We start from the raw sequence: 26,728 nt of genomic DNA on the forward strand, positions 1-26,728 counted from the left end.
CGTGTCGTCCAGCGTCTTCTCGGGTGCGGTCATGAGAAGCAAAGTCGATGTCACGATCTACGCAAAGACGGCCTAGGCGCGCATCCCCTGGAGTTCACCGGAAACAAAAAAAAGGGCCTCACATGGAGGCCCTCTTCTGAACTTTCTCGCCGGTATTAGAACTTTACCGCGATACCAGCCTTCACCACGTGCTGGTCGATGTCGACGTTGACACCGTCGAAATCCTTATCGCCGAAGTCGTTGTAGCGGTATTCGCCACGCAGGAAGACGTTGTCCGTTACTGCGTAATCTACACCCGCGCCAATGGTCCAGCCGTGGAACGTCTCATCACCATTACCGGTCGGGGTGTCGAGATAGGCGCGCGTTGCGGTCCAGCCGCCAGCAGCATAAACGAGCGCACGGTCAAATGCGTAGCCAACGCGGCCGCGAACCGAGCCAGCCCACTTGGTGCCACCGTCGACACCGTCGGCGCCGAGCAGATTATCTTCTTCGTTGAAGTTGTAGTCGACGTCGCCTTCCAGACCGACAACGAAACCGCTGCTCAGCTGCCAGTTGTAGCCGACGAAACCACCAACGATTGCGCCATCGAAATCTTCATCGAAGCTGACGCCGCCGGCGCTAAAATCGCCGTTGCCCCAACCGTAGCCGGCAGAAATACCAGCATAAGCGCCTTCCCAAGAAAACACTTGGGTTTCGACAGCTACCGGCGCATCCGGAATCTGGTCAACAGCGTCAGCTGCGTAGGCGGCGGTGGAAGCCGCGAGTGCAAGCGCAGCGATAGCAATAATCTTGATCATGTTCAGCCCTTATCCTTAAACAAGTGCAGGCTATGTATGTCGAAAAGCTTGGAAAGGCTGTAGTTTTTTAGCAACTGTTCAATCGATACCCGCTTTGTCATCTACCGTACAATTCGAATTACTGAGCGACTTTTTGCCTGCTGCGCTGACATTCTAAGTCCACCAGCGTTCTCAGCGACAGGACGACCGCTTCCAGTGCGACATTGCGAAACCTCCGCAGAAAGGAGTTTTGATATGGCCTCCACAGTAACGGCCGCCGCAGTCTCTAAAAAATTCGGCGCCTACCAGGATGCCGCTGTCCACGGTCCGGTGATCGTCACTAAGAGCGGTCGACCGCACACAGTGCTAATCGCCTATGAGGATTATCTGCGACTGACAAAGCGCGACCGGCGCGTCGAACTGACGTCGGCGCTTGGCGACGACGATCTCGCCGCGATCGAGGCTTCGGAGATGGGCGGGTCGCTTGATCATCTCAATGCCGAACTGCTGACGGGCAAGCATGCTGCCGACTGAGCCAAAAGTTGGCTAGGTGTTTCGTTAATCGTATCTCTGGCACTGGCAGTTCGTCGAAGGTCGCGAGGAGGGTGACAAGGATCGCCCGGCGCTGGTTTTGGCGATTGTTGCTCAGCTCGACGACGGCACGCCGACGGTGCGCGTCTTGCCGATCACCCATGGCCTGCCCAACAATCCGGACGATGCGATCGAAATCCCGCCGGCGACCAAACGCCGCCTGGGGCTTAACGACGAGCGCTCGTGGATTGTTTTGACCGAGAGCAGCCGGTTTGTCTGGCCAGGCCCGGACATGCGGCCGGTCGACAGCGATACCGGCTATTTTGGGGCATTGCCGCCGGCGCTGTTTGCCGAGGTCAAGCGGCGGTTTGTCGCGCTGGCAAAAGCCCAGCGGCACGGGCGACGCCACGCAGCGAATAATTGTTTTGGCACCATTCCTCGATCCTCAAAGGCCGTTTTAAGCGGCGCCGGCGCCGTGCGTCGGATCGATTCTCGATTGTCGGCCGTCCTTATCGAGCGGATTCTATCTCGCTGATTCCAAAGAACAAGGCATTCACCCAATTCGCCGGACTCACCCTAATTGGGCGGACTCAGGAGCAGCACGAGCCTGCCTGTTGTTTTGGATCACAGCAAGCTGAGGCCTTCTGGTTTTCTTCCGCGAGCCAGCGATCGCGCGGCTTGCAGCTCGCCGGCCGCGGTACCAGGTCGACATGCACTGCGCCGCTATGCACGGCAGGGGTCGCTGCACAGTAAAGCTGCATCGGCCGGACGCCGTCACTAACTTCAAAAGTCAGCTTTGCTGATCCATCCAGCCGCAAATGCTCTGACACCTTGCGGATGATTGCCGCGAACTTTCGAGCCGGCATATGCGTGCGTTCGTCCTCGTCGATGTCCCACAGCTGTACGAAGATTTCGGACCATTCCTCGTGCTCAGCGCCACAGTCGAGTGCTGCGAACTGTCCCGCCTTCACCTCGGTCACGTGATAGCCACCTTTCACCGGGCGGCCGTCGTAGGAGAAGATCAACGGCAGATCCCGGACGCCGTCGATCGTGTCGAGCAGGTGGCCAAGGCTGATATCCGTTTCGAGAAAGAGCTTGTCGGGTGCGTTCATTTCGGCTACTCCTGTTTCAATAATTCAAGGATTGTAGAAATATGGAAGAACGTCAAGCCCTGATGTCATTTGCGGCACTGTCGCAGGAAACAAGGCTCCATATCGTCCGCATGCTGGTGGTGGCCGGTCCGGACGGAATGGCTGCCGGTGCTATCGCCGAAAAGGCCGAGGTCTCGCCCTCCAACGTGTCGTTTCATCTGAAGGAGTTGGAACGCGCCGGGCTGATCAACCAGCAGCGGGAATCCCGTTCGATTATCTACACCGCCAATTACGATGGGCTGGGCGCGCTGGTTCGCTTCCTGATGGAAGACTGCTGCGCCGGGCACCCGGAGATATGCGCACCGGCCACCGAGGTCGCCGCCTGCTGCGCGCCAACCGCAAAGGAGAACCTGCAATGACCGCTGATCGCGTTTATAACGTCCTGTTTCTCTGCACCGGCAATTCGGCCCGTTCGATCCTCGCCGAGTCCATTTTGAATGGGGAAGGCAAGGGCCGATTCCGCGCGTTCTCCGCTGGCAGCCAGCCCAAGGGCGAGGTCCATCCGCTTGCTCTGGATACGCTGCGCGGCCTCGGATACGAGGCAACGGGGTTCAGCTCAAAAAGCTGGGATGTCTTCGCGGAGCCTGGCGCGCCGCAAATGGATTTCATCTTCACGGTCTGCGACAATGCCGCTGGCGAAGCCTGCCCGGTCTGGATCGGCCACCCGATGACTGCCCACTGGGGCGTTGAAGATCCGGCAGCCGTCGAAGGCTCGCTGGTTGAAAAGGGCCAGGCCTTCTCCCAAGCCGCCCGCTACCTCAAGAACCGCATCACCGCGTTTGTGAACCTGCCGCTCGCGTCGATCGACAAGCTGGCGCTGGAAACTCAACTCCGCACGATCGGGACGATGGAAGGCAGCACCAGCCGCAAGGGCGACGTCGCGTGAGCTACGTTTTGGATCAGCAGCCGGCCAGCGGGCGCGATCAGGACCTCCAGGCAGCACTGCAGGCGGCGGGGCTTCCGATCGACGATCTGGAGCAAGGTGGGCGCACCTTCTTCCGCTTTACGGACCAGGGCCAGATCGTTGGCTTTGGCGGATTGGAACCCTATGGCGACTGCGCGCTATTGCGCTCCGTGGTCGTCCTTTCCGACAAGCGCGGGCGTGGTTATGGCGAAGCTATCTCACGCCAGATGCTTGACCAGGCAGCGCGCGATGGTGCCCGCACCGTTTACCTGCTGACAGAAACGGCCACTGCATTCTTTGAGTATTTAGGCTTCGTGAAGGTCGATCGCGCGACCGCGCCGGCCGCAATCTTGCAAACACGCCAGGCGGCAAGCCTCTGCCCGGCCTCGGCCGGCCTATTGGCCAAGACTATCCGAGGGTAAAATCATGTCCACGTTTGAACGCTATCTGACGGTGTGGGTCTTCGCCTGCATCGTCGTCGGAGTGACCCTAGGCCACCTTATGCCCGGGGCCTTTCAGACGATCGGCGCGGCCGAAGTCGCGAAGGTCAACCTGCCAGTGGCAGTGCTGATCTGGCTGATGATCATCCCAATGCTGCTCAAGATCGATTTCGCGTCTCTCGGGCAGGTCGGCCGCCATTGGCGAGGGATCGGCGTCACCCTGTTCATCAACTGGGCAGTAAAGCCGTTTTCGATGGCGCTGCTTGGCTGGCTGTTCATCGGCTATCTGTTCCGGCCCTACCTGCCGGCAGGCCAGATCGATTCCTATATTGCCGGCCTGATCATACTTGCGGCCGCGCCCTGCACCGCCATGGTGTTCGTCTGGTCGAACCTGACCAAAGGCGAGCCGCATTTCACGCTGAGCCAGGTCGCGCTGAACGACACGATCATGGTGGTGGCCTTCGCCCCGATCGTCGGCCTGCTGCTCGGCCTCTCGGCCATCACAGTCCCATGGGATACTCTGATCCTGTCGGTCGTGCTCTACATCGTGCTGCCGGTGATCGCAGCGCAGATCCTGCGTCGGCTGACCGACGTAAACCGCCTAGGTGCCAGGCTGCAGCCGGTATCCCTGGTCGCTCTACTGGCGACCCTGGTGCTACTGTTCGGCTTTCAAGGCGAACAGATCCTCGCGCAGCCGGGCGTGATCGCCCTGCTGGCCGTGCCGATCCTCATCCAAGTCTATTTCAATTCCGGCCTGGCCTACATACTCAACCGCGTGAGCGGTGAGGAACATTGCGTTGCCGGACCTTCCGCCCTGATCGGCGCATCCAACTTCTTCGAACTGGCGGTGGCAGCCGCGATCAGCCTGTTCGGCTTCAATTCCGGAGCGGCGCTGGCAACCGTCGTAGGCGTGCTGATCGAAGTGCCCGTGATGCTGTCAGTGGTCTGGATCGTCAACCGCAGCAAGGGCTGGTACGAGCGTGGCGCCGCCGTCCGCTCCTCCGCTTCCACCATCAAAAGGGCCTGAAACCATGGACGTCACAATCTATCACAACCCCGCCTGCGGAACGTCACGCAACACGCTGGAAATGATCCGTAACGCCGGCATCGAGCCCACGGTGATCGAATACTTGAAAACCCCACCGACGCGAGCACAGCTGGTGCAGATGATCGCTGATGCCGGCCTGACGGTGCGCGGCGCCATCCGTGAAAAGGGCACGCCTTATGCGGAGCTGGGCCTCGATAACCCTACCCTGACTGACGATCAGCTGCTCGACGCCATGCTCAAGGACCCGATCCTGATCAACCGGCCGTTCGTGATCACGCCCATCGGCACGCGCCTGTCGCGGCCCTCGGAAGTGGTCCTGGATATCCTTCCCGACACCCACAAGGGCGCCTTCACCAAGGAAGACGGCGAACGGGTCCTCGATGCGGAAGGAAAGCGCATTGTCTGATTTACCTGCCGCATCCCTTGAGCACCTGCAGCTTCCCGATCTGCAGGCGCTGCGTCCGCCATTTTCCACCCACAAACCAAGAATTTTGATCCTCTACGGCTCGCTGCGCCCTGTCTCCTACAGCCGCCTCCTGGCGCACGAAGTCGCGCGCCTGCTCGAACATTTTGGCTGCGAGGTGCGGATTTTCGATCCCTCTGGCCTGCCGCTTCCCGATGCGGAGCCGGTGAGTCATCCGAAGGTGCAGGAGCTGCGTGAGCTGTCGGCCTGGTCGGAAGGCCAGGTCTGGATCAGTCCGGAACGCCACGGATCCATGACCGGTATCATGAAGGCGCAGATCGACTGGATCCCGCTCTCGGTAGGGTCGGTGCGGCCAACGCAGGGGAAAACGCTGGCAGTCATGCAGGTGTCCGGAGGTTCGCAGTCGTTCAACGCGGTCAACCAGCTTCGTGTGCTCGGCCGCTGGATGCGGATGATCACCATCCCGAACCAGTCGTCGGTCGCCAAGGCTTTCCAGGAGTTCGACGCTGATGGCCGCATGAAGCCGTCGTCCTATTATGATCGCGTCGTCGACGTCTGTGAGGAGTTGGTCAAGTTCACGCTGCTGACCCGTGACGCCTCTGCCTACCTCACCGATCGCTACAGCGAGCGGAAGGAGGAAGCCGAGAAACTGGAGCAGCGCGTGAGCCTCAAATCCATATGATCCAGCGCTTGCCAGTCGGCGCAATCCTCGCCCTTGGTGTCACCCAGAACATCGGTTACGGCACCCTTTACTACAGTTTCAGCATCCTGGCGCCGGACATGGCTGAAAGCCTGTCCCGGTCTCAGGAATGGATCTTCGGCGCCCTTTCGGCCGCCCTGCTGATCGGCGGGTTAACCGCTCCCTGGCTTGGCACGATGATTGACCGCATTGGGGCAGGGCGGGTGATGACCATCGGTTCGGCCGCGGCTGCGGTGGCCCTGATTGCCTGCGCCTACGCGCCGGGAAAGACTGCATATGTCGCGGCACTGATCGCCGTTGAGGTCGCCGCCAACCTCGTTCAGTACGGGGCAGCGTTCGCACTCCTCGTCCAGCTGCGGCCGGCGATGGCGCAACGCAGCATCACTTATCTCACCCTGATCGCAGGGTTCGCCTCGACGATATTCTGGCCGATCACCACCGCGCTGCACGCCCAGCTGTCCTGGCAGGACGTCTACCTAATATTCGCTGGCCTCAATCTGCTATTGTGCCTGCCAATCCATGCCTGGCTTTCGCGCGGCCTAGCACACAGCCGCCGGCAAGCTGCCGGCCATTATGCCGTTCCCGTGGCAGGATCCTTTGCGCCGTCACGCCGCCGCACCGGGTTTGCTCTCATGACCACGGCCTTTGCGGTGCAATACCTAGCTAGCGCATCGGTGCTGGTCCACATGGTGCCGTTGCTCGCGGGCCTCGGGCTCGGCGCCACCGCCGCGCTTGTGGGCACGCTGTTCGGCCCTTCTCAGGTCGCCAGCCGGCTGATCAACATGCTGTTCGCAAAGCACCTTGACGCGCTCCATCTCGCTATGATTTCAGCGGCATTGATCCCTGCCGCCGCACTGGTCCTAGAATTGACCGCGCCCTCGATACCTGGAGCCATGATTTTCGCCGTGGTGTTCGGCATGGGCAACGGCCTGCTCAGCATTGTCAGCGGCACCCTGCCGCTGGCGCTGTTCGGCAGCGAACGTTACGGCAAGCTGCAGGGGAAAATGATGGCCGCCCGACTGATCGTTTCGGCTTCAGCCCCCTTCGTCATGGCATTGGCAATGGAATGGCTGGGGTTCTCGCTGTCCCTTGCGGTGATCGTCGGCCTCGGCCTGCTGGCCCTGGCCTTGTTCGTCTTCCTTGCGAGCTTTCGCCGCCAGGGCATGGTAGGCTGATCGCGTGCTGCATATCCTCTTTGCCCTCTCGCTGGCGATCGTCGCTCTGCTCTATTCCTCCGTCGGTCAGGCGGGGGGCACGGGCTATGTCGCACTAATGGGGCTGGCCGGTTTTACGCCCGCCGTTATCAAGCCTTCAGCCCTCGCTCTCAATATTCTCGTGTCGGCCATCGGCTGCGTTCGCTTCTACCGGGCGGGTCTGGTCACCTGGCGCACGTGTTACCCCTTCGCAATCCTTGGCCTGCCGTTCTCGTTGCTCGGCGGCGCGTTGCACCTGCCTGCGGCGGTGTATCAGCCAGTGGTCGGGTTCCTGTTGCTCATTGCGGGGGTGCAGATGCTGCGCACGGTGTCTAGCCGTGGTGGCGAAGCCCACCCCAAAGGTCCGCCCTTTTTGCCTTCGCTCGTGGCGGGCGGGGTATTGGGCATTGTATCAGGGGTGACCGGGGTAGGCGGCGGCATCTTCCTGGCGCCCTTGGTGCTGGCGCTGGGGTGGGCAGGGCCGCGTCAGGTCGCGGCAATTTCGGCGGTATTCAACCTTCTCAATTCGGGTGCGGCGTTAGCTGGCGCATGGGTGACCATGCCCGCCTTGCCTGCGGAGCTTCCACTTTGGCTGCTGTGTGTGGGTGTCGGAGGCTATATTGGCTCGTGGTTGGGAGCGTTCTATTTCAAATCCGAAACGCTGCGCAAAATTTTGGCCTTCCTTCTCATAGCAGGGGCGCTGCGAATGATCGGAAGCGTTGTCGTATAACTGAACGAGGATGGGATCTGTGCTTTCGGGTATCATTGGCGCCCTTGTACTCGCGAATACGCCCGGTTGTGAGCTCCCATCAACGACGCTGGCGTCGCTAAGCTTCCCGTATCTGACAACTGGCGCCTGTTTGTCATGAGCGGCCTCTGCGGCGGCTACACCACCTTCTCGTCGTTCAGCCTGCAAACGCTTGAACTGATGAGAGGGGCCATGTCCAGTTCGCTTCTCAACATCGGCTTGCCTGTCGCTCTGTGCGTCGCTGCGGTGGCAGTCGGCCACCTGATCGCTACGTGTCTGAATGGCGGCACACAACGGATCGCCCAACTGGCGATCGAGGCGCAGGATGATGCTCCTAAGTTCGCAGCACATGTTCATCACCGAAACTGCTGTCGTCGGTTTGTAACGATCTACCGCCATTCTTGTTGTCGAGGTAATTACTGACAAGCTCTACTCGCACCGTGAAGGAACGAAGAGACCTTCGATGGGGAATAAGCCTGATAAGATGATCGCACCGGAGGCAGCCTGGACGAAGGCGGTTGCGCGCGAGGCGCTCATCCGGCCTTTGACTGTCGCCAAACGAATTCCAGCAAGTCAATTTGCGAGGGTTGGTAGACAGCTTGGTCTGAAGAGGTCGCGCCTCTATGAACTTATCGCCCAATATCGCGCAGCGCCGGTGACCAGCTCGCTTCTCGATGAGGTGCCGGGGCAGACAAGAGGCGGCCGCCGTCTGTCTGCTGAAGTCGAGGGCATCATCGAGGCTGCGATCCGCGACACCTACCGGAGCCGGGAGCGGCCGACAGTCCAGGCACTTCACCATCGGGTTCGCCAGCTGTGTCACCAGGCTGGCGTTCGCGCTCCCTCTTGGAAGGCAGTCGCATTACGCGTCCAGCAGGCGGACCAGAAGGCGGTTTATCGCGACAGGGAAGGGGCAAAGGCCGCGCGACAAAGGTTTGCGCCCGTCGTCCAGGAATACAAGTCAGACTACGCGTTTCAGATCGTGCAGATCGACCACACCTTGGTGGACCTGTTCATCGTTGACACTGTCCACCGTCGCCCGTTGCAAAGACCGTGGCTGACGCTGGCTATCGATGTCGCGAGCCGCATGGTAGCGGGGTTCTATCTTAGCTTGGAGAGCCCTTCATCGACTTCCGTTGCCCTGGTGGTCCAACAGTTGGTCTTGCCGAAAGAACCATGGCTCGAGGAAAAAGGTATTGCGGCTGAATGGCCAGCCCATGGCCTGCCAGACATTATCCACCTCGACAACGGGCGGGAGTTTCATGGCAAGGCCCTGGTTCGAGGAGCCGCTGAACACGGGATTTCCCTCGTTCACCGGCCTGTCCAACGTCCGCATTACGGTGCCCATATCGAGCGGTTGATCGGGACCATGATGGGCGCGGTTCACATGCTGCCGGGCTCGACATCAAGCAACGTTGCGGACCGCGGCGCCTACGACCCGGAAAAGCACGCCGCAATGACCCTTGATGAGCTTGAGAACTGGATCACCTTCGAAATCACGGGCCGCTATCATGCCGAAATCCACAGAGGCTTGGGCGTGCCGCCAAGGCTGGCCTGGGATGACAGCCTCGTGGATCGACCGTATCCGCTAAGGCTTCCCCACGATCCAGAGCAATTTCTGAAGGACTTCCTGCCGTTTGAAGAACGGTTCGTCCGCAGAGACGGCATCCATCTGTTTGGGCTTCGGTATTGGGACGACGTTTTGAGCCCATGGGCTGGCAGAGGCCAAAGGGTGCGCGTCAGATATGATCCCCGTGACCTATCGCGTGTTCAGGTCGAAGGGGCAGAAAACTTCGTCGAGACTGTGCATTTCGCCGATCTTCGGCGCCCTCGCATCACGCTGGGCGAGCACCGCCTGGCTATGGCTGCGTTGCGGGCGAGGGGCGTCCAGGCCGTCAACGAAGATCTCATCTTTTCGACGATCGCCGAGCAGCGCCGCCTTCTGGCGGACGCCGTGGAGAAAACCCGAACCGTTCGCCGGACTGCCGAGCGGAATGAGCGGGCATTGTCGGCAGGGCGCGATCGCATCACGCTCCCCGAGTACGAGCCGACCCCGGAAGTCTTCGACGATCTGCCGCCATTGTCCGTGGAGGAATGGTCATGACCGCTTATGAGCACCTGCAGCCCGCTTATCGCCAGTACGCCGCTCTCGACACTGACGAACGGATTGCCTGGCTGCGAGCTGATCGATGGTTCGAGACGTCGCAGGCAACCTCGGTGATGAGGCGGCTGGAGGATCTTCTGTCCTATCCTGCGCGTGATCGGATGCCATGCCTTCTCCTTTACGGCGATACCGGGATCGGTAAGACAAAGATCATTCGGAAGTTCCTGCGGGATCACCCGCCTCGGTTCGACCGCGGCACTGGCATTACGAGCATGCCTGTCGTTGCCATGCAGATGCCGGCCGAACCTGTCGAGCGCGATGTCTACGGTGAGTTGCTGAGCGCGCTTGGAGCGCCAGGGCCGCAATACGAAGCGGCCTGGCGCTTGAAAGCTGTCTGCCGGAGCCTGATGAGGGACATGGGCGTACGCATGTTGATCATCGACGAGATCCATGCTGTCCTGACCGGCACTTTCCGACAGCAGCGGATATTCCTCAATGTCATCCGGTTTCTGGCAAACGATCTAAAGGTGCCGCTGATCTGTGCGGGGACCGATCTCGCCCGGCAGGCCCTACTCACCGACCAGCAACTTGCCGAACGGTTCGAGGCCTTCCACCTGAAACGTTGGTCCAACGACAAATATCTGGCCCAACTTCTATCGAGCCTGGCCGGCATTTTGCCGCTCCGTGAGCCATCTGACATCGGGACGGCCGCGGTCCGTCAACGTGTACTTGAGCTGACCGATGGCGTGACCGTCCGGATCTTCCGTCTGATCGAGACCGCCGCAGTCGAGGCGATCCGAAGCGGCAGTGAACGCATCACGCTCGAGAGCTTCAATGCCGGTGAGTTAGTTTTGCCGCTGATCTCGATGACACGGTATTCCGAGCGGCAGCTGCAAAGACGGATTGCGCGGTGAAGCCCATTCAGCTCCTCCCTCTGGCACCGCGGCCCTTTGAGGATGAGCTGATCTCGTCCTGGCAGGGCAGGGTCGCAGCTCGCTATTCTCTGGGGACTGATGACATCGATACCTGGCTGCACCTCGACGGCTCAGTGTCCGAGGACCGCGATTTCAATCCTGCCTTCGAAAATCTACGACGATGGGCCCGTGCCTGCAGAGTCCGCAGCGACATCGTCGAAAAGCTTGCACTCTGCCGCCATGCTGCACCCCTAGGCTACGTGCTTCGTTCCCAATCGTGCGGCATCTGCCCGGCTTGCCTTGAGGACGATCGGCGAAATGATCGTGATCAGTATCTCCGCCGAACTTGGTCGCGCGCCGAGACAGTCGCGTGCACCATCCACCGACTGCGTTTGCGTTATTTTTGCCCAGCATGCTTCGCAGGTCGCAGTTTCCGATTTGAATATCGGGATGGCTTGGCCGAACTAATCTGCTCCGGCTGTTTGGCTGCCGTTTCCCGCGCACCGCCGGCGCCTTCCGAGCGACGCCATGCCGAATTGCTGATCGCAACGATGAAGGCGATCAATGACGCCGAGGAGGGGAGGGGGCAAACGACACTCGCTAGGTTCAAAGAAGCGATCCGCTTTCTTTGGACTGCCTCTCCGAACACCCTGCGGCCTGAAATCGACTTGTTCGGTGTAGAGTGCCCTTTCGGTCGAACTTCCATACCAGTGACCGAAGATGCGCCAATGACCGCTTTGTCCGTGACTTGGCGGTGTTCCACTCTTCTGACGATCGCGCAGATGCTGGACATTGGCAATGCGCGATCCGATCTCGGTCCTCCTGACCAATGGCTGATCTGGGCGTTCACGAGATTTGGGGGCAGGAACGATCCCGATCGGATCCCACCCGAGTGTCCAAAGGCGGAACGGCGGGAAAAGCAACCGCCACGTCGATCAGACGCCGACTATCTACGACTGGCTATCACGGCGATCAAAGATCCGCGGTGGAACAAGCTCTCGACGCTGGCGCCGCGGAACCGCTCAAAAGCGATCTCGCGGTTAGCACGCGAGCTGCTCAGTTCCTCAGAAGCCCAAACCGAAACGCCTCATCCATAAGAGCCTTGACGGATGAGGGCTGCCATTTCCGGCCGCCGCGAACCGGACGCTCTCCCATCTGATCCAACTGACCTGCGATATCCCGCAGCGTCAAAGAGGGATCTGCGATCGCGATCGCCGCCACGAGCTTCATATGGCGATCGTCTACTGGTCTGCGGGGAGAGCGGGCCAACAATTCGGAGTCCGCGAGCTTCTCTCTCACCAAGCGATGGACGGCGCGGCGCAGGCGCTCGACAGTCCAGTCGTGGCCCTTCCGATTGAGGATCCGCACAACGTTGTCCCAGCTATGCTGCGGCCGAAGCTGCTTTACCGTCGGAAGCCAGGTTTGGGCAGACGTAATTAGTTCGTCGAGGTAGACCCGGTTCTTGGCGGCTGCGGCAGCACGGATCGCTTCTGGTCGCCGCTCGCGAAGACCTGGATTGCCTGCTAGGCGACCACGTGCCTTGGCCGCCCTCATCCCCGACTTCGTGCGCTCGGCAATCAGTGCTCGCTCGAGCTGGGCAACAGCACCAAGTACCTGGAGTGAGAACATGCCCTGTGGCGTCGAAGTGTCGATCGGATCGCGCAGCGATCGGAAATGGACGCCTCGTTCCTCGAGGTTCTCGATAACATCGAGCAGATGACTGACCGAACGTGCCAGCCGGTCCAGCCGCACGACGACCAGGACGTCGCCGGCAGACAGCTCCTTCAGCACCCTGGCGAGAACCGGCCGGGCACGAGACGCGCCAGAACCATGCTCCTGGTGAATACGGTCACAGCCGGCGGCCCGGAGTTCGTCGATCTGCGCATCGTGGATCTGGTCGTCGGTAGAAATGCGTGCATAGCCGATAAGCCGACGGGGCAAAGCAGGGGCGATTTTCTTCGCAGATTTTGCCATAGATTTTTCCTCGATTCCGCCGCGCTTGTTCAGATAAGGAACGCACAGATAATGGTTCCTTTGCAAGCGTGTTTTACGTGCTAAATTAGAGTCCGTACAGCGCGTTTTCCGATCCGGTGCGCATCTCAGGCCATCCAGTGCGGCGATCGCGCGCCATCGGCGCTCTGAGGCGGAAATGCCGGAAAATAAGGCTCCACGCGGCATCAGATTCGATGATCATCCAAGAAATAGAGAAGGGCGCCCGAAATCCGTCGTGAAGCGTGGTGGCGCTTGCTTCGGCCGGATGGAAGGGAACGCTGCCTCGCAGCGCGCCGTCCGCCGAACCGGGGCGAAAAACGCCCGAAATCGCCGGAAATGTGGGAAATCCGCCGAATCAGGACGGCCGACATCGCTGATTTGCGACTCCAGATCAACTACCATCGATAAACGCTTGTTATCGATGGTAGCGCCCCAACCTACGATCATACCATGTGAGGAACCGCAATATTCAGATAGAGTTCCTTTAGGAAATCGTTTACCATAAAATCAATGGCTTACGATCTCACAAAAATCAGCATGACAGCCCTGATGCGGCCGGCTTTCGACGCCGGTATCGAATTGACGCGTCTCGATGAGCGCATCGCCCGCTCGCCGTTCGGGCAGGGATGGATCGAACGATCCCAATTCACCGACGCCTGCGCCTCGCTATGGATCGACGGCGAACTCGTCCATCTCGAAGACCTCGTCCTCCACGACGCTACCCGCGATATTCGCACACCAACCCACGAGCTGACCATCGCCCGGGACGTGCTGCGCACTCGTCGGCGGATCGCCGGCCAATCCCCGGATTGGGCGCTCTCTGCCGACGGCATCCGCTCGTTGCGGAAAACCGCGGAGATCACGACGGCTGACACAGAAGGGGCGCAGACGATCGGTGGCATCCGGCATGCGGTCACAATCGATCCGGAAGGGGAGGGGCATGACGCCGACGACGTCGAAAATCTTCCCGGCGTCGACTATGCCGCCATCGATGCGGTGCTCGCCCGATCGGAGGCCGCGATCGAGAACGCAACTCGGCCCGGCCGGAGTGGCGCCGCGGATAGAGACCCACTGGTCTATGATCTCGACTGGGACGAGGATGCGCGGCTGGACGAATGGCGCGGCGTGCTGCGCCAGGCCGAAAACCTGCCGGCTATGCTGCAGGCCATCATCGCCCTCGATGCCTGGAACGAGCTTTCCGTCCTTCAGCACGCGCCCTGGCTTGGCCGGCTGTTGGCCGCGTCGATCCTACGGGAAGCCGGCATCACCACCGGCGCGCATCTCGCCGCCATCAATCTCGGCCTGAAAACCATTCCTGTCGATCGGCGCAGGCATCGAGACCGCGAGACCCGGCTGCTCGCCATCGCCCACGGTTTTTTGGCGGCTGCCGAGCTCGGTCTGAAAGAGCACGACCGGCTCGCGTTGGCGCGCACGATGTTCGAGCGAAAGCTGGACGGACGCCGGACGTCTTCAAAGCTGCCGGAGCTGGTCGAGCTGGTGATGGCAAAGCCATTGGTATCGGCCGGGATGGTGGCGAAAGCGCTGGAGGTGACGCCGCAGGCGGCGCGGCGGATCGTGTCGGAGCTCGGCTTGCGCGAGATGACGGGGAGGGGGAGGTTTCGGGCATGGGGTGTCATCTAGACGTATCTTCACGGGAAGCCGCTCAGGCCAGCGTAGATTGACAGCGCTACGCGATAATCGATCAAGTGTTTTCCGTGTGGGTATGCGGTCACGAATTGCTTGATCTCCAATGGGGAGAATGAAAACTCCGAGGGAAGCTTTAGTTTTCGCTTAGCGGCTGCATCCGCAGAGTTGCATTGCTCACAGATGACGGTCGGTTCGAATCTCGGCGTGAACGAGGTAGGCCTCCCGCTCCAGAGGTATTTGTCGCCAGAATGATCATGATGCGAGTGATACCCACCTGCCCAACCGGGGCTCCGTGCCGCGGGATTTTTCGGGAAAAGCGTGGTCCATCTGAGAACTTGACACTTTGTGCGTAAACATCCTGGGCAAAGCCAGTGTTCAGGTAGGCTCCTATAGATATTCTTACAATGAGCTCCATCGAAAGCGAGATACTCGTCCAATGTCGGCCGTCGCACAACCCGATTGTGATCAAGGACCTTCTCTCTCGATTGATTTCGAATTCCGTGACCCTCGCACGCCTGGCAACGTCCCGCGCGGAAATAGCGGATGTCACCAGTCGCACATACACATGGACGAGGGGCGTGCGAAGGCATTGTTCCATCCATCCATTTCGGCTTCCGACTTGAGCGCCAGTTCGGACTGCTATCGAAATCGCTAGTCAAAGTGCTACAAAGTTTGAGTGTCCAGCGGTGAAAAAAGGCGTTTACCTCGGCAATTCGCCCGCTAAAATACCTTCGAACTGGCGAGCCTCCGGAACGCCTGCTCGCACCAAGAAAGCAAGAAGGTTGTCGACCTCGTCTCGCACGGGTTGATCAGAGGCGAGAGCGTTGGGACTTGAGGTCAGGATCTCGCCGAGCCACGCGCAAATGCGTTGCCCCAACTTCCGTTCAATCCAAAGGTCAACATTATCGGGATAAGCGGTTAGCCATGCTCGGCTACCAGCTACGAGAAGTGGAAGCAAGCTCGCTTCTGGCATGGCTTCGAGCGTGTTCATCGTGAAAATCGCGGTGAAGAAGCTTGGGCTCCTGGCGAGAAAATCCTGAAGCTGAGGGATGATACGATTGAAGCGTGCCAGATCCTCATGTCTCAGATAGGTGGATGTTTGAGTCAGAACATAGTCGTTGAACAGTAATGTTGCGAGAGCAGGCCCGAGATGGACTTCGACCGTGCCCGATGCCCGTCCAACGTGACGGTCCCACCCCCTTGTCCCGATAAGCCTTTCTGTGAGCTGTCGACGAATTTCTGGCGCAACGTCGTCAAGCTCTCCACTTCGGAAGTAGACGAGATCTACAGCTCGCAGAAACACCTGCATGACATCGAAAAACGGCTCATCGGGAAGACTGATGATGTCGTTGAGTGACAAAGCTCCGACTTCGGAGATTGAGAGCCCGCCGAGTGATTTCGCCAGTAGCGGGTAATACTGTGCATTCCATTCATAGGCGGTGCGGGATAGCTCTTCGTCTGTATCCACACCCTTTCCGTTCAGCGACGCTGAAAAATCCTTATAAGCTGACAAAAGATCTCGAACCCACACTATGTTGGAGACGTCCGTAACAATCTGCAGGGTGCTCATCCAAAGCGCGGCAGCCTGGTCATCGACAAAGGTGCTCGCACGGATAAATTTTCTCTGTTTGGGCGCGGATGTTGGCGCCTTTCCGACGGTCAGACGCCGCCGGTTCCTGCGATTGCCGCGAGCTTCGTCTTCCGTCGAAAATTCCGGCCACTGCGGTTCGGTTTCATTCTCGCCTTTGAGCCAGGCAATCTCCGTGTTCACGACAGCCGCCTGTCGTGTGGCATAATCCGCACGCTGCTTTTCACTCTCGTCCGGATCATCCCAAAGTTTTATGGGCTTGATACATGCGTTCAATGCACATCGGAGGATTGCCCTTGGTAGTCGCTCGTCATGGACATTGAGCTTTCCAATGACAGTCGCTAAGCCATGGGCTCCTGCGGGGCTCTCTCTGGCTGCGATATCAAGGAGCAGCCGAACGCGCGCGGTTGTCGGATCGCGCAGATAAAGCTCGGCTAGTCCCGCGAACGCAGTCGCAACTGGGTTGAACCGTAGACCCCCACGGACGCGATGCGCCGCGTCGTCCTTGGCGCCAAGTGCCTTGGTCAGGAGCTCCTCGGCCCAAGCACCATGCTTCTGTCGCAGTTCGTCCGATCCGTCCCGAAGAAGGATTAACGCTGCTGCGCGGATCGCCTCCTGATTGACGAACGCCTCATCATCACTGTCGTCGTCGCATGCGGTTTCCCCGGTAATTGTTGATTGTTTTCGAGCCCATTCAATGCCCCTCGACGGCAGATCGATGGGTGCCCCGGAGGAATTATCCATGGCCATTGTCAAAAGCGCACTCAGGTTTGCGTGCTCGATCCGAGATGCCTCTCCCTCGTTCATCCTGGCAATGTGTGTTGCCTCGATTTCAGGCGATATGTACTGGCGGCCACGTGTGACCGAGCCACCTTCCGCTTGTAACTCCTGTTCAATCCAGTTGGCAGGTTCCAACAAATTCAGGGCGTGTTGGACCATGAATTCTGGGTCCGCAAAGTTTGCAGTTGGTTCCGGGGCGCCAAGCCGTTGGGCCGCCAACTGGAGATTCCCAACAAGATTGAGCCTAAGGCTCTCCGGCCCGTTGATCGTGTAGTCGTGATAGAGGCTCTCTAGCGGCACGCGACGCGAGGGGCGCGACTTCAATGCCGCTTCCGCCGCAAGGCTTGCCGGGTCACTTCGCATGGCTCGCAGACCGAACAGATCGCGCGTGTCGAAACTATCCCGGGCTACGCGGTTACGATCCCAGCTGACCAGCTCGGGACTGGCGAGGAAAGAAGTCGCGATCTCTTTCGACTTTGGCCAATGGGAAATGATCAGATCGACTGCAATCAAAAGGAAGGCAGCGGGAGATCCAACCGGCCCCAGCACTGTCTTTAGGATGTCTTCGAAATCATCGCCGACATCAATGCGCTCATGCGCCCACATTTCGAGCGCCATGAGTGAGGAGCCCATGGCATAATATCCGCTGTCGCCACGAGACCACCGATATGTGTTGCGCCATGGAAAAAAACGTTCCTCACCGTCCAAAATCAAAACAAAGCCATCGGTGCCAGGATCCCGACCACCGGATCCGAAGGCGATCGCATGATTGACCAGTCTTTTGACGAGGCCAAGGCCGTCGGGCGTCGAATGCCTCAGAAGTTCCAGGAAAGGTCCCCTCGTCGGCCCATCTGGGAGGAACTGGCTATCAAGATATGTGAATGGCCCGAGGCGCTGCGACGACCGTTCGAACGGATCCTCTGGCTCTACTGCGATCAGGCTACCCGCCATAAGCTCGGCAAGTTGCTTTGGCGCTGCCTGGGCGAGCGACCCACTAAATTTGAGCAATCCTGCTATGATACCCCGATCGTATTTGTATTTGCGGATGCGTTCGAGGTAGTCGATTGCAAGATCCGGACTTTTCGATGCGAATAGCAATAACCCGGTGCGTAGCTTCTCTGCGACGGGCTGGCCGTCAAAGAAGCCAAATGACCCTGTGTAGCTCATTTGACGCTCCGCCTGGCGATCATCATCTTCGATATCGACCAGCCATCTATGCAAGCACGAAAGCAAGATTGGCGTCAGGCGGTCCTGCCCGAATGTTGCAAGCATCCAGCTCGTATAGAGCTCAGCGATGTCATCGATGATTTTTGCAGGAACACTGGCTCCGAGATCGATAAGCCACAGAATCAAATGCAGCCAGGATGCCCTGTTGGGAAGAAAGAGGGTCGGCGGTATCTGTTCCGGCTTGATCCCGATCTGAAGGAAAAGAGACGAAGCTGGTTCGACGTCCACGGCCATCACCGTTCGGATCAGCTCATGCAATAGACCGGCATCGTTTTCCAGCAGCGTGCCGGCCTCTCGCCTAAGCAATTCTGTCGCTGCCTCGGAATGGACGATAGCTAGCAAGGCGGCGCGCCGCCACGAGCCATGGATGTCAGGGTTCGAGAGCCGCTCAAGGACCTTGCCCCACCCGCCGGCGAACTCGCCGCGTTCTAACGCAAACCGCGCTGCCAACTCGACCCCGCGTCCGACTACAGCAGTAGCGGGCTTTCCGAGCGATAGCTCGTCAAACGAATGCGGATCGGCCGAAAGCAGGTTGCCGATGGCCCATTCCCGCAGGACATCGTGCCGGAAAGCCACTCGATCATTGCCTAAGTCTCTCAAGGTTTCGCTCCGCACCAGGCTGTCCAGGGCGGATGCGTCCAGATTGCTGGCATCAAGAACAAACTCGCCTTTGATCGCCATGCTGGCGAGCGAACGCAGCACACGGGCGCGGAGGCGATGCCCTTCGTTCCTGGGACCATCGGCAGATCTCCACCAATGCTCGGCCATATCCAGTTCGCTTGTAGGTATGGGCAGCCCTTGCGGTTGAGCGATCTGGCGAGATAGTCGATATAGATTTCGCACGACTTTGCGGGCCGGATGGTTATCGGCCAGCAGAAAGGCGAGCCGATGTTGAGCGTCGCTAAGCTCTTCGACTTCCGAGGAATTTAACTCGTCAATGATAACAGGTGTTGCGGGATCAAGCACCTTGATAGCATCGACGTCCAGCCACGATTGCTCGTCAATGCCAAAGTTTCGACGCGCGGTCGCTATAACCGTCATACCAGGTATACGCGACGACTCTCGTAAGAGGTCGTTGACGGTCTTTCGTTCCTGTTCACTGAATGAGTCGAGATTGTCGAGGAACAGACTTGCTCCGCCATCGGCGGCCAAGTCGGATAGAAGCTCATGCAAGCTGCCGTCGAAACCTAGTTCGACCCTCATCTGCGGCCAGCCTCGCAGTGGTGTCCGGCCCGGGGCCAAGACAATAATGCGGCCTTCAATTGAATACTGCTCGGCTAACTGCCTGAGTATACCGGACTTTCCAACACCTGCTTCGCCCCGAATTTCAACGTAGCGGCCACTCTGAAGCGCTGAGTTAACGGCTTCAATCCGTTCAGTTCGGGCGAGTGTGCTATCGCCAATCCTGTAGTCGATATCGGCAAGCGCGAGGGAAGATGATTCCCAAATGGCTGCTCTGACGTTCTTTAGTCTGGCATTCGCTGCAACAGCTAGGCCATGGGGCGACAAGTCTGCCGAAAGACGCTCAAAGTCTCGATCGCCCCCATCGGCTGCAATTTCCTCCGTAATTGAGATCAGCGTCGTCCATAGGGTCGATGCCTGATCAGCCTTCTCCGCTGCCAATACACGGCTCGCCCGCTCACGAGATAATTCCTCGCTGGCAGACCCAACTGCTGTAAAATCGAAAATCAGGATCTGAAGCCTGCCTAGAACCTTCCAAAGCGTCTCATCGCCATGATCTGCTCCGGCTTCACGCAGGTGATCACGGAGCGTTCGGACGAAGGCACGCATGTCGTCATTGCCAGCTCCTGTCCTGTTTAGGCGGCCGAAGAATTCCAGTGCTGATCCCATCTGGCGTGCCCAGCGAAGAACGTCCTGGTAGGCACCATGGACTTTCCGGGACGCTCTGGCGGTCGCAATCGCCAATTCATTGCGCTCATCCCAGAAAGAGGTAGCACCGATTGCGCGTGCAATCTGTTCTGCCGTTTTCTTGAACGCGGCATCTGTAGGGGTAAACGAAATTGTTCGTTTGACCTGAATTTGGAGGCTTACCTTGGCGCCCGTTGTCCTGTCATGAGCATGGACGATGACATCATCCAGCGGGAAGCCTTCATCACCCCGCTGAAAAGCCACGCGATCGATGACCGTACCCGGCAACCCTCGCGGCTCAGCCGAGGCGAGCATGGTCAAGAGGTAATGAGCTCCCACTTGGCTTTCGAAACGAGGACCAGCTGGACCCGTGGACGCTGGATTAGAGCCGCTCAATTTGACCTCTCCGGCTAACTAGAAAACCGACTGCAGCCTGGCCGAGCGCGAAGCATCGCTATGTCCAGTCAAAGTAGAGATAGGTATTGCGGAAGAGTACGTCCACGAGAGAGTGGCCGGCTTTCGCTGTCGTCCACCGAAAATTCTTCGCAGCACGTCACCACATAAGCTGCAAAATCCCGACGGTCTTCACGCTATAACGGAGCGAGGCCAAGCCAAGTGCTCCATGTGCCGCAAACGTTTTGCAGAACGGCCCTCAACGAGCGCGTGCCGTTACCTGTCGCGACGATGATCTGTGGTTCGTTGTTCGCCCTACCTTCAAGGAGTAGCGATGGAGCTTCATGCGTCCATTCGATTACGCGCCCGTTTCTCGCCACATGACGAATATGATTGGCCGTAAGTTCTCCGTGTTTTATTGCGTCTGCTACTTCTCCCAAAATCTTTGCGTCCTCAGGGCGGGCAGATTGATCGGGTCCAACTGATCTGGCAGCTAGCTCGTTATAGATGTCGATCTTAGTCATGCCATGCAGGGCTTGGTGCTGGCGATTAACTGCGACCTCAGAGAAGTGGTGCAGAAATATGCTTGAGACCATGCTCCGACGCAAAGCGTCGTAAGCTGCGTCTCTCGCGGCCTCACCATCTGTACCGGTCCAAAGTGAAGTCGCGTAGTCCTCTGCGCCGAGAAATTCTCTAATGGAGGCCAAGACAATGCGTTCCCAGTGGTTTTCTAATACCAAGCCGCCCATGATCTGTTCCTTTTGAGCATTGTTCTTACAAATCGTTTGATGTCGGGCTCATGCGTTCGCACGGTCAATTAGGCCAACACGCTTCAGCATTGCCTCAGCCTCGTCGCGGACTTGGCCTCGGTTGCGGAGCTGCACATGCACGGACGGCTCCATCACGTTTTTGAGCACGTCATTCGACCAAATGGGTGGAGGACTGCTGCTACAATGTCTGGTCAAATGACGAGTGGTTTTACGCTGGCGGTTTCAGAGAAGGTGAAGGCGAATAACGCAACGTCGCCGCTTGCTTTTGCGTCGCTCAGTGAATTCGGCCGTCTGAGGTCTTCTGTCGAGTAGCGCCATACCATCACAGCAGGTGAGTAGATAAGCGCAATAATGATGGAGAGCGCAGCGAAAATTTTGGGCCCTAACGGCAAAACTAGCACATTTCGCTCGTTTAATTCGACTTGTATCAATCGCCTGATAGCAAAATACGTCGAGTGGGGATTGAGCACACTGTAGGGGATCAGCAAGTTGGGATCGTCCAAGAAGCTGAACCCGAGATTGTTGCGCGCGACGGCACGCTCGAAGCGAGCGTCTGTACCGACCGGAAACATGCAATATGTCAGCTCTGGCTCGAGGACATCGATGGCTCCGATTACACGGCCAAATTCATACCCCGCGCCGACGATGAGGGACAAGCTATCTCGTTCGTAGGAGACCTCACCAACGAATCGAGGCGTAACAGGGCCAAACTCGAGCACCTCTTCCAGTTCACCCGACGGCTCTGCAAATTGACGAGGGAAGTAAGTTAGTATCACAGCGCCAATTGAGGCAGAGCTCTCGAAAAGGACTTCCAGAATGAGCGCCAGCTTTTTCCTGTCAAACGACGTTACGTCGAGCTGAACAGTCGGCGCTATTTCCTTAGCAATATGCAGTCGGATTTGGGCGAGAAAAGTTTTCAAATCATCGATGATTATGCATCCTGATTTGTCTATCTCACGCCTATTCTCGATATAGCAGTGATCTAACTCACTACGATAGTCGAACAGCAGCTTGGTTTTAGACGCTTTCGCACTTTCCAGACGACGCAAAGCCTCGATAGACCGATGCTCGTAGCCCAGGCATCCTATGTGGATGCTTACCTCCAGCTTATCAGGGTCGGCGATCAGTGTTATGTCAGGCATCAGCGATAGCCCACGTCAGCAGGTCAGGTTGCGAATCCATATTTTTCCTAACTTCGGGCATTCCCGAAAGTAATCGCTCCTGGCCCGAAATTGTCGGTAATTTGAAAAACGGTGCTAGCCGGTAAGACAGCCGAACACGGCACCCTTCAAGGTCAAAAAGCAGCTTCTTGCCGCTGACATTCTGCTCAACCACAAGCGCCCCTGAATTGACAGCAGAAATCAGCGCATCTTTCAGCGAAGGGTGTACGTTCTTTATTCTGAATGATAACGGCGGCTCTGGGTGGAAGACGTCACCAAGAACACCATCAGCTAAGGCGTAACCCATTGCATCAAGGACTTTAAGGGCCGACCTATCTTCGCCGGAGAGATCTCGGGGGATCGCTTGAGAAGCAACCATCGCGCGAAATCGGTCGACATTCATCGGAATTGCCGCGTTTTGAGATCTGTGGGATTCTCTACCGTCGATCATGTCGGTGATGAGGTCGTTGAGGTAATACTTGATCGCCCTAGGATTACCCTCCGTAAGCGCAAGAAGTTGGTCAAAGCCATGATAGTAGCCGTAACCTTTAGCTGACGTCCTTCGGGAAGGGGCCTTTTTGTCCTTTGTCTTGACGAGGTAGTACGAGCGTATTTCTGCGATTGGAAATACCTTACGCACAACCTCGGCTCTTCGAGCCTCGCCTTTGAGATTCTCGATGTCTTGAGGCTCTTTAATGCCCTTGGACGCAAGATGTTGCTTCAGTGACAGGTCGCCGGCCTGATTAACTGCATATTCGTATATCTTCGCAGGCTTTCGCTCGAAGCCGATTTCTGTGAACTCCCTACTTCCCGGTAGGATCGCTTTTGAGCTGTTCAGATACTGACGAAACGCCCCGTAAGAAACAGCGCGCCTGTCACACTCAGACCGGATCAAACCTCTCGCAAAAGTGTAATCGGGATTTGCGAATTTGCTTGAGAGGATGATCGGGTGAAAGTCTTGAGCATCTTCGGGGCTGGAGGGGTTCGGGATAAAGCCACCTTGCTCTTCGTAAAAATCCACGTAAGGAAAAAGTGAGAACTTCAACGCTGCTCGCTGATCGAACGATCTCAAGTTCTCATATAAGTGAGAGAGAATAGATTTTGGCGCAATTTCCATCTCATCGAATGAAATCGTCCACCGCTTAACACCGCAATAAGTTTGTGCGATGTCCATAAAACCTTTGAGCATGACCAAAAAGTCCAAGTGGCCAATTTCTCGAACCGCGTCCAACGTGCGGGAGTTATTTCCAGCGTTTATTGCCCCGCGATATATGTTTGAGCGCTGCAAAAGCTGCATTTTTATGCCCAAAAACGATTTTTGGACTTTTTCCAGTTTCCACAACTCTGAACATTTTTCAGCGATCTGCGCTTCTTGCACATTTGACAACATGACCTGCCAAGGGTGTTTGAGCCCGTCGGCCGACTCAACTGCAATAGCTGCTTCTTCGAATGAGGATATTAGCTGGTGGAGGCAATGATCTGTAAATAAGCCACCCAAGATCAGATCCCGATCCTGGCTTGATTGGACTTCCTTTGCGACCAGCCCTGCAGTGCCCTTCCATATGGATTCCGCCGGAATATAAATGGGAATGTAATCGAAATCGATTGGTCGGAGCAGGTCCAACAAATCCTCTCTCTGATGTAAGGCTGTAAGACCAGGTGCCGTGAGCGCCTTCAGGAGGGTGGTTTTTCCAATTCCTCGTGGACCGACCAGAACGATGTTCCTGTACTCGGCCACGTCGGGGAAATAACTGGGCATAACGAAGTCACGCGCGATCTGTGACGCACTTGCATTCCTTGCGTTAAACTGCGACGTCGATGCCATATCAATCCTCCAACATCGCATCAATTTTCGAATGCTTTGGATAAACCGTCCGCTTGAACGGCTTTAACGCTTCATTCAGCGCATCGACCTGATTTATATGAAGGAATTTTAGATCCGGACATTTCTCGTGGAGCTCCGCTGCTGTCACCTTTGACGTAATAACGATCTCGCTCAAAGTCTTCGCGATTTCACAAACGTCAACTTGGCGTCCAAACGGGACGTAGTGTGGCATGTCAACGTGCTTGCTCTCGCCCCACTGCGCGCCATTCCAGTTCCACGAATAGACGGCTCCTGCTGGAAAACGTTGCTCATTCAAGTCGATTTCTATGACGTGAAAAAGATTCTCGAATCCTCGCGACTGAGAAGGATAAGGCTTAGATGCGAACGTTGCGGCGGAGAACACGATTGGTGGGGGAGATCCGTGAAGAGAGTGCTTCAGATGTACTTGATGTTTATGGCCGTGGAGGACGATGCACTTCTTCCCAATACCGCCGATATCACGAAGAAATTCAGCTCCGTCCTTCATCGCGTCGGTGTGAATATCATTGATGTCGTCCACTCGGTCAGGGTGATGATGCATCATGATCAAATAGTGGGTTGCTTCGGAAGCCTTGATCGCTGCGATAACTTTTTCGCGCATCGTTGTGCTTATATGCCCGATTTCCCAGATCTGCTTACTAGTCTCAGCACTTGAGCCCAGGCCATGCGTACGACAAGTGTCGATTGCGATAATGCAGCAGCTCCCCAACTCCTTGGTCGCCACACCGGTGCCAAAGTAATCCTTCTTGAAGTCGTAGTCGCGATATGGAAAATCAGGGGAGACCGTCTGCAAGAACTCGAGCCTTGTTTCAGCATCCAAGACGTCTTCGGCGCGACTTAATATGTCGTGATTTCCTGTAACCGCAAACACGTCAGGTATATTGAGGATATCTGCTAACTGGTGGAGATCATGCCAGGCCTGTAAGAATGGAAGCCTTTTGGACTGGTGAGCCAAGTCTCCCAAACAAATCAGTGCGTCTATTTTTGGAGGGGTATCCTTCCATGCATTGGGAATAGCAAGAATTGGATTGCGCCGAGCGTTGCGTTCTTCGATAAAGAAATCGCTCCCTGTGGGACCGGCATAGCCTTTACCCTGTTCGATATCTTTTGATAGGCAGTGGATGTCGCTGATCACCAATAGTCGCACGCGTTCATCCCCCGAGTACCGCAACGAGCTCGGTTTCTGACTTTCTGCGGCCAGCAAATCCACCGACGTTTCTAGTGACCGTAATCGGAGCAGCTAAATGCCGCTCAAATAAATCCCTGAATTCGCTGCAGTTTTTATAAGAGATAACCACAATATTATTTGCTGCTAGCCTAGTTGCAACCGTGTGTAGCCTAGCTAAGTCATCCGCCAAGAATGTCTTCGCACCGTATTCATTGAATACTCTACCCTCAAATGTGAAATATGGAGGATCCATATATATGCAAGAGTTGGTTGGAGAAATCTTATTTATGAATGATTCGAAATCCTCACTGTGTAACTCTGTATTCTTCAAAGATTCGGAGAAGTAATTGAAATCTTCTAGCGAGAACTTCTTCTTTATTTTTTTCTTGGCGCCGTAGGGCGTGTTAAAGAGGCCGGATCTATTTGTCCGATAAATTCCATTAAAGCAGTAGTGATTTAAATACAGAAAAAGAGAAGACTTCAGGTGACTTCTCGTGATTTCATTGAAGGTGGCTCTTGCCCGGTAGTAATTCTCCTCCGAAACCTCGAGCGCATCATAATATTCCCAAACATGGTGGGGTTCATCCCTAATACTACGATAGCAATCGATGAGGTTGGAATTCAGATCATTAAGCGCTGCCTTCGGCGGTAAGCGCTCGAAGTAAAATGCGGCAGATCCACAAAAGGGCTCGATGTAGGGACGGTCAAAGGTAAGAAATTGCTGCAGCTGCGAGGAAACATTCGACTTGCTTCCCGCCCACTTGAGTATCTTACGTGGCGACTGGGTCGTCCGCTGAACGCCTATACCCTCCATACTTATATCTAGTTCCCCTGCGATTCTCTCACATAGATTAGTTTTGAACGCCCTGCAATCGCCAAACTCACCTCAAAATGGTCATATACAGATTAGTCCTGAAGTCAGGTAAGAAATCGCCGACGCGGACCACCGGAAGCATTGTGTCGTAAGACCTGAGATCGCTTCCTTCCGACGAACGACCCCGACCTTCATCAAGTCGGGTCGTCCATTGATCGACGGACCTTTGTCAGACCGATCGACGCAGTGCGGAGAGACTATGGCTAGCGTGGCGAACAGTATTGGCGGAGCTATCGAACCCGGATTCGGTAAGCGGTTTCCGACCACACATTGACCGCCGCGATATTCGATGTGTCCCTGCTTGACGCCACTCTAAGTAGGCAACTTTGCGACAAAAGCAAACGTCGCTACGCAGACGTCAGATGGCCGCAAAGGGAGCGGGGAGCGGGGAGCGGACTGGCGGAATTGCGAGACTCGGCCGTGAAAGCAGATTCAGGAGAGTGTGCAAATCACGAAGTTGCACCTG

The 26,728-nt window shown here is 57.1% G+C and carries 23 protein-coding genes and 1 pseudogene; 15 read left to right on the top strand and 9 right to left on the bottom strand.

Annotation, left to right across the window (positions count from 1 at the left end; all coding sequences use genetic code 11):
- Window positions 1-155 precede the first annotated feature (155 nt).
- Window positions 156-797: an outer membrane protein gene (locus BM216_RS28010; RefSeq protein ID WP_093002831.1), complete on the bottom strand. Its 642-nt coding sequence runs from the start codon at window positions 795-797 to the stop codon at window positions 156-158.
- Window positions 798-1,031: 234 nt separating this feature from the next.
- Here BM216_RS28010 and BM216_RS28015 point away from each other — a divergent pair, with 234 nt between their 5' ends.
- Both BM216_RS28015 and BM216_RS28020 read left to right on the top strand, forming a co-directional pair.
- Window positions 1,032-1,310: a type II toxin-antitoxin system Phd/YefM family antitoxin gene (locus BM216_RS28015; protein WP_093002833.1), complete on the top strand. Its 279-nt coding sequence runs from the start codon at window positions 1,032-1,034 to the stop codon at window positions 1,308-1,310.
- Window positions 1,311-1,326: 16 nt separating this feature from the next.
- Window positions 1,327-1,704, top strand: a pseudogene (locus tag BM216_RS28020) (plasmid maintenance toxin (PemK-like)); the annotation flags it as partial.
- Window positions 1,705-1,897: 193 nt separating this feature from the next.
- On the opposite strand, the gene BM216_RS28025 reads toward BM216_RS28020, so the two are convergent.
- Window positions 1,898-2,419 (bottom strand): DUF6428 family protein, encoded by a 522-nt coding sequence (locus BM216_RS28025; RefSeq protein WP_093002835.1) that lies wholly within the window; start codon window positions 2,417-2,419, stop codon window positions 1,898-1,900.
- A 41-nt stretch (window positions 2,420-2,460) separates the two neighbouring features.
- On the opposite strand from BM216_RS28025, the gene BM216_RS28030 reads away from it, so the two are divergent.
- From BM216_RS28030 to BM216_RS28085, 12 genes are all read left to right on the top strand, one after another.
- On the top strand, window positions 2,461-2,817 hold the full coding sequence (locus BM216_RS28030; RefSeq protein WP_022557058.1) for an ArsR/SmtB family transcription factor: 357 nt from the start codon (window positions 2,461-2,463) through the stop codon (window positions 2,815-2,817).
- Window positions 2,814-3,344 carry an arsenate reductase ArsC gene (locus BM216_RS28035; RefSeq protein ID WP_093002837.1) on the top strand — a complete coding sequence of 177 codons (531 nt, stop codon included), beginning with the start codon at window positions 2,814-2,816 and terminating at the stop codon, window positions 3,342-3,344. The genes BM216_RS28030 and BM216_RS28035 overlap by 4 nt, the downstream gene beginning before the upstream one ends.
- A complete protein-coding gene (arsN2, locus tag BM216_RS28040) occupies window positions 3,341-3,784 on the top strand; it encodes an arsenic resistance N-acetyltransferase ArsN2 (protein WP_093002839.1) in 444 nt (147 codons plus the stop codon). Before BM216_RS28035 ends, arsN2 begins: the two co-directional genes overlap by 4 nt.
- 4 nt (window positions 3,785-3,788) lie before the next feature.
- Window positions 3,789-4,829 carry an ACR3 family arsenite efflux transporter gene (gene arsB, locus BM216_RS28045; protein ID WP_093002841.1) on the top strand — a complete coding sequence of 347 codons (1,041 nt, stop codon included), beginning with the start codon at window positions 3,789-3,791 and terminating at the stop codon, window positions 4,827-4,829.
- Between the two features lie 4 nt (window positions 4,830-4,833).
- Window positions 4,834-5,256, top strand: coding sequence for an arsenate reductase (glutaredoxin) (arsC, locus tag BM216_RS28050; protein ID WP_093002843.1), 423 nt, complete (start codon window positions 4,834-4,836; stop codon window positions 5,254-5,256).
- Window positions 5,231-5,956, top strand: coding sequence for an arsenical resistance protein ArsH (arsH, locus tag BM216_RS28055; protein WP_177230949.1), 726 nt, complete (start codon window positions 5,231-5,233; stop codon window positions 5,954-5,956). The genes arsC and arsH overlap by 26 nt, the downstream gene beginning before the upstream one ends.
- Window positions 5,953-7,149 (top strand): arsenite efflux MFS transporter ArsK, encoded by a 1,197-nt coding sequence (gene arsK, locus BM216_RS28060; RefSeq protein ID WP_093002847.1) that lies wholly within the window; start codon window positions 5,953-5,955, stop codon window positions 7,147-7,149. The genes arsH and arsK overlap by 4 nt, the downstream gene beginning before the upstream one ends.
- A 4-nt stretch (window positions 7,150-7,153) precedes the next feature.
- Window positions 7,154-7,897 carry a sulfite exporter TauE/SafE family protein gene (locus tag BM216_RS28065; protein ID WP_093002849.1) on the top strand — a complete coding sequence of 248 codons (744 nt, stop codon included), beginning with the start codon at window positions 7,154-7,156 and terminating at the stop codon, window positions 7,895-7,897.
- Between the two features lie 135 nt (window positions 7,898-8,032).
- Entirely contained in the window at window positions 8,033-8,338 is a 306-nt protein-coding gene (locus BM216_RS28070) for a CrcB family protein (protein ID WP_093002851.1), read from the top strand.
- 61 nt (window positions 8,339-8,399) lie between these two features.
- Complete coding sequence (locus BM216_RS28075; protein ID WP_244530365.1) at window positions 8,400-10,016, top strand: Mu transposase C-terminal domain-containing protein; 1,617 nt, start codon at window positions 8,400-8,402, stop codon at window positions 10,014-10,016.
- Complete coding sequence (locus BM216_RS28080; RefSeq protein WP_210217076.1) at window positions 10,013-10,930, top strand: TniB family NTP-binding protein; 918 nt, start codon at window positions 10,013-10,015, stop codon at window positions 10,928-10,930. Before BM216_RS28075 ends, BM216_RS28080 begins: the two co-directional genes overlap by 4 nt.
- A complete protein-coding gene (locus BM216_RS28085) occupies window positions 10,927-12,027 on the top strand; it encodes a TniQ family protein (protein WP_093002857.1) in 1,101 nt (366 codons plus the stop codon). The genes BM216_RS28080 and BM216_RS28085 overlap by 4 nt, the downstream gene beginning before the upstream one ends.
- Here BM216_RS28085 and BM216_RS28090 read toward each other — a convergent pair.
- Window positions 11,987-12,904 (bottom strand): recombinase family protein, encoded by a 918-nt coding sequence (locus BM216_RS28090; RefSeq protein ID WP_093002859.1) that lies wholly within the window; start codon window positions 12,902-12,904, stop codon window positions 11,987-11,989. The two genes, BM216_RS28085 and BM216_RS28090, sit on opposite strands and share 41 nt — an antisense overlap.
- 519 nt (window positions 12,905-13,423) lie before the next feature.
- Here BM216_RS28090 and BM216_RS28095 point away from each other — a divergent pair.
- Window positions 13,424-14,563: an RHE_PE00001 family protein gene (locus tag BM216_RS28095; protein ID WP_093002861.1), complete on the top strand. Its 1,140-nt coding sequence runs from the start codon at window positions 13,424-13,426 to the stop codon at window positions 14,561-14,563.
- Between the two features lie 706 nt (window positions 14,564-15,269).
- Here the strand turns inward: BM216_RS28095 and BM216_RS28105 are convergent.
- From BM216_RS28105 to BM216_RS28130, 6 genes are all read right to left on the bottom strand, one after another.
- Window positions 15,270-20,354, bottom strand: coding sequence for an NACHT domain-containing protein (locus tag BM216_RS28105; RefSeq protein ID WP_143102886.1), 5,085 nt, complete (start codon window positions 20,352-20,354; stop codon window positions 15,270-15,272).
- Window positions 20,355-20,623: 269 nt separating this feature from the next.
- Entirely contained in the window at window positions 20,624-21,175 is a 552-nt protein-coding gene (locus BM216_RS28110; protein WP_093002865.1) for a hypothetical protein, read from the bottom strand.
- 212 nt (window positions 21,176-21,387) lie between these two features.
- Window positions 21,388-22,338, bottom strand: coding sequence for a hypothetical protein (locus BM216_RS28115; protein ID WP_093002867.1), 951 nt, complete (start codon window positions 22,336-22,338; stop codon window positions 21,388-21,390).
- The gene (locus BM216_RS28120; RefSeq protein WP_093002869.1) at window positions 22,331-24,181 is read right to left on the bottom strand and encodes an ORC-CDC6 family AAA ATPase; all 1,851 of its coding nucleotides are present in this window, start codon (window positions 24,179-24,181) and stop codon (window positions 22,331-22,333) included. The genes BM216_RS28115 and BM216_RS28120 overlap by 8 nt, the downstream gene beginning before the upstream one ends.
- Before the next feature lies 1 nt (window position 24,182).
- Complete coding sequence (locus BM216_RS28125; protein ID WP_177230950.1) at window positions 24,183-25,367, bottom strand: metallophosphoesterase family protein; 1,185 nt, start codon at window positions 25,365-25,367, stop codon at window positions 24,183-24,185.
- 4 nt (window positions 25,368-25,371) lie between these two features.
- Window positions 25,372-26,202 (bottom strand): DNA adenine methylase, encoded by an 831-nt coding sequence (locus BM216_RS28130; protein WP_093002873.1) that lies wholly within the window; start codon window positions 26,200-26,202, stop codon window positions 25,372-25,374.
- Window positions 26,203-26,728 lie beyond the last annotated feature (526 nt).

The sequence above is a fragment of the Rhizobium sp. NFR07 genome (assembly GCF_900111905.1).
Classification (GTDB): Bacteria; Pseudomonadota; Alphaproteobacteria; order Rhizobiales; family Rhizobiaceae; genus Neorhizobium.

Coding starts and splice junctions, on each gene's coding strand:
- BM216_RS28010 (WP_093002831.1), bottom strand. CDS start 797: ATGATCAAGATTATTGCTATCGCTGCGCTTGCACTCGCGGCTTCCACC.
- BM216_RS28015 (WP_093002833.1), top strand. CDS start 1,032: ATGGCCTCCACAGTAACGGCCGCCGCAGTCTCTAAAAAATTCGGCGCC.
- BM216_RS28025 (WP_093002835.1), bottom strand. CDS start 2,419: ATGAACGCACCCGACAAGCTCTTTCTCGAAACGGATATCAGCCTTGGC.
- BM216_RS28030 (WP_022557058.1), top strand. CDS start 2,461: ATGGAAGAACGTCAAGCCCTGATGTCATTTGCGGCACTGTCGCAGGAA.
- BM216_RS28035 (WP_093002837.1), top strand. CDS start 2,814: ATGACCGCTGATCGCGTTTATAACGTCCTGTTTCTCTGCACCGGCAAT.
- arsB (WP_093002841.1), top strand. CDS start 3,789: ATGTCCACGTTTGAACGCTATCTGACGGTGTGGGTCTTCGCCTGCATC.
- arsC (WP_093002843.1), top strand. CDS start 4,834: ATGGACGTCACAATCTATCACAACCCCGCCTGCGGAACGTCACGCAAC.
- arsH (WP_177230949.1), top strand. CDS start 5,231: ATGCGGAAGGAAAGCGCATTGTCTGATTTACCTGCCGCATCCCTTGAG.
- arsK (WP_093002847.1), top strand. CDS start 5,953: ATGATCCAGCGCTTGCCAGTCGGCGCAATCCTCGCCCTTGGTGTCACC.
- BM216_RS28070 (WP_093002851.1), top strand. CDS start 8,033: ATGAGCGGCCTCTGCGGCGGCTACACCACCTTCTCGTCGTTCAGCCTG.
- BM216_RS28075 (WP_244530365.1), top strand. CDS start 8,400: ATGATCGCACCGGAGGCAGCCTGGACGAAGGCGGTTGCGCGCGAGGCG.
- BM216_RS28080 (WP_210217076.1), top strand. CDS start 10,013: ATGACCGCTTATGAGCACCTGCAGCCCGCTTATCGCCAGTACGCCGCT.
- BM216_RS28090 (WP_093002859.1), bottom strand. CDS start 12,904: ATGGCAAAATCTGCGAAGAAAATCGCCCCTGCTTTGCCCCGTCGGCTT.
- BM216_RS28110 (WP_093002865.1), bottom strand. CDS start 21,175: ATGGGCGGCTTGGTATTAGAAAACCACTGGGAACGCATTGTCTTGGCC.
- BM216_RS28115 (WP_093002867.1), bottom strand. CDS start 22,338: ATGCCTGACATAACACTGATCGCCGACCCTGATAAGCTGGAGGTAAGC.
- BM216_RS28120 (WP_093002869.1), bottom strand. CDS start 24,181: ATGGCATCGACGTCGCAGTTTAACGCAAGGAATGCAAGTGCGTCACAG.
- BM216_RS28130 (WP_093002873.1), bottom strand. CDS start 26,202: ATGGAGGGTATAGGCGTTCAGCGGACGACCCAGTCGCCACGTAAGATA.